2 protein-coding genes are annotated in these 2,856 nt (G+C 38.0%); both read left to right on the plus strand.

Translation table 11 applies throughout. The annotated features are described in order from the left end of the window. A partial coding sequence (locus tag F1560_RS20650) for an apurinic/apyrimidinic endonuclease family protein (RefSeq protein ID WP_149476519.1) occupies positions 1-872 on the plus strand: 872 nt, incomplete at its 5' end. 97 nt (positions 873-969) lie between these two features. Next, positions 970-2,469, plus strand: coding sequence for a xylulokinase (gene xylB, locus F1560_RS20655; RefSeq protein ID WP_149476520.1), 1,500 nt, complete (start codon positions 970-972; stop codon positions 2,467-2,469). The last annotated feature ends 387 nt before the right edge of the window (positions 2,470-2,856 follow it).

The following is a 2,856-nucleotide window of genomic DNA, read 5'->3' on the forward strand; positions in this document are numbered from 1 at the left end:
CCGGTTCATCCAGTAACGCTGATGTTTTTGCCTATGCAGCAGCCAAAGTGAAAAAAGGATTGGAAGTAGGAAAAGAGCTCGGTGCAGAAAACTACGTGTTTTGGGGCGGGCGTGAAGGCTATGAAACGCTTCTCAACACAGATATGAAATTGGAAATGGATAACTTAGGGCGACTCTTCCATATGGCAAATGATTATGCGAAGGAGATCGGCTTTGATGCACAATTTTTAATTGAACCAAAACCAAAAGAGCCAACCTCTCACCAGTATGATTTTGATGTTGCGAGTGGGTATGCCTTTTTACAGCATTATGGGTTGGAAGATGTATTCAAGTTTAATATTGAAGCAAACCACGCCACATTAGCAGGTCATACATTTGAGCATGAATTACATTATGCACGCATTCATAACATGCTAGGATCTGTGGACGCGAACCAAGGCCACCCATTACTAGGATGGGATACCGATGAATTTCCAACGGATCTTTATACTACTGTATTAGCCATGTATGAGATTTTGAAAAATGGTGGCTTAGGCCGTGGTGGATTAAATTTCGATGCGAAAGTACGCCGTGGTTCGTTTACCCCTGAAGATTTATTCCATGCGCATATTGCAGGAATGGATAGCTTTGCGGTTGGATTAAAAGTGGCGCAACGTTTAATCGATGATCGAGTACTTGAAACGATCATTGATGATCGCTATCAATCTTACAAAGAAGGTATTGGACGAGACATTGTGGAAGGAAACACAGACCTTCATAAGTTAGACGCATATGCATTAGGCTTAACGGAAATCAAGAATGAGTCTGGTAAACTAGAAAGAATCAAGGCTACGATTAACCAATATCTATTAACAACATTTACTGGTGAATAAAGAATTAGGATTCGTTATGAAATGACAAGAAAGGCGAAGACAGCTGAACGAATCGTCTTCGTCTTTTATATCTTATTGGAAGCAGGGGAGGTTTATCATGAAATATGTAATAGGAGTAGACTTAGGTACAAGTGCCGTTAAAATCTTATTAGTAAATCAGCAGGGGGAAGTAACGCAAGAAGTTTCGAAGTCCTATCCACTTATTCAGGAAAGAGTCGGCTATAGTGAACAAAATCCTCATGATTGGGTAGAACAAACAGTTGCTGGATTATCTGAAGTATTGACAGACTTTAGAGGGAATCCAGAAGAAATTGAGGGTATCAGTTTTTCAGGACAAATGCATGGGTTAGTATTACTCGATGAAAATAATGAAGTATTAAGAAATGCGATTCTTTGGAATGACACACGAACAACGAAAGAATGTGAAGAAATTAATGATAGAGTGGGTAAAGAACGCCTGTTAGATATTACAAAAAACCCTGCACTGGAAGGATTCACGTTGCCAAAAATCCTATGGGTGAAAAATCATGAACCGAAAATTTTTGAACAAGCAAAAGCATTTGTGTTACCCAAAGATTATGTTCGTTTAAAATTAACTGGACAGCTGCATATGGAGTATTCCGATGCCGCAGGGACATTACTTTTGAATGTTGCAGAAAAAAAGTGGAGCAAGGAAATCTGTGATATTTTAGGAATCAACCTGGAAATTTGTCCACCGCTTGTTGGTTCACATGAGAATGTAGGAATGCTTACAGCAGCGATTGCAGAAGCAACAGGATTAAGTGCTGTAACAAAAGTATTCGCTGGTGGAGCAGATAATGCATGTGGTGCGATTGGTTCAGGGATCTTAGAAGATGGAAAAACATTAGCAAGTACGGGAACATCTGGTGTTGTTTTATCATATGAAGCAAATGACGATAAAGATTTTGAAGGGAAAGTTCATTTCTTCAACCATGCAGCGCCAGAAGTTTTTTACACAATGGGAGTAACGCTTGCGGCAGGATATAGTTTGTCCTGGTTTAAAGATACCTTTGCAAAAGATATCGGTTTTGAAGCGTTACTAGAGGATATAGAGACAGTTCCAATTGGTTCTAATGGACTCATCTTTACACCATATATTGTAGGGGAAAGAACTCCACATGTGGATGCCAATATCCGTGGGAGTTTCATTGGTATGGATGCATCTCATGAAAGGAAACACTTCACCCGTGCCGTATTAGAAGGGATCACATTCTCTTTAAATGAATCGGTTGAAATTTTCCGCGATAATGGCAAAAACATCACTACCATCGTTTCCATTGGTGGAGGAGCCAAAAATGAATCCTGGTTACAGATGCAAGCGGACATTTTTAATGCATGTATCGTGAAGCTGCAAAGCGAGCAAGGGCCAGGAATGGGTGCTGCAATGCTTGCTGCATATGGCTGTGGGTGGTTTGATTCCTTGAAAGATTGTGCAGCTGAATTCTTGAAAGAAGATAAGGTTTATCAACCGATTCAGCAAAACGTTGAAAAATATAAAGGATTGTTTGGGATTTATAAAGAGATTTATGGTAGAACAAGTGAATTATACCAGCAGTTAATGGACTATCGTAACTAGTTAATATACAATCTGGGACATTAGCAAAAGTTTAACTTTAAAGAGATACCAATCAAAAACTTAGCGTAAGAAACTTACTAAACCAAAGTGTATCTGAATAAGCATCCATTAATCTTTTTGAAAGGATGCTTATTATAATTTATAAACTAATTAATTCTAAAATACATAAACTAACAACAATCTTTGTTCATTCGATAGACAAACTAAGTATACGCTGGTATAATATCTATGAAAGCAGTTTCAAAAACGTATATTTTGGAGGTAATATAAATGGCATATTTTAATAACATTAATAAAATCCAATTTGAAGGTCCACAATCTACGAACCCACTAGCATTTAAATTTTATAATGCCGAAGAAAAAATCGGTGGCAAAACAATGGAAGAA

The sequence above is a fragment of the Oceanobacillus polygoni genome (assembly GCF_008304605.1).
Classification (GTDB): Bacteria; Bacillota; Bacilli; order Bacillales; family Amphibacillaceae; genus Oceanobacillus; species Oceanobacillus polygoni.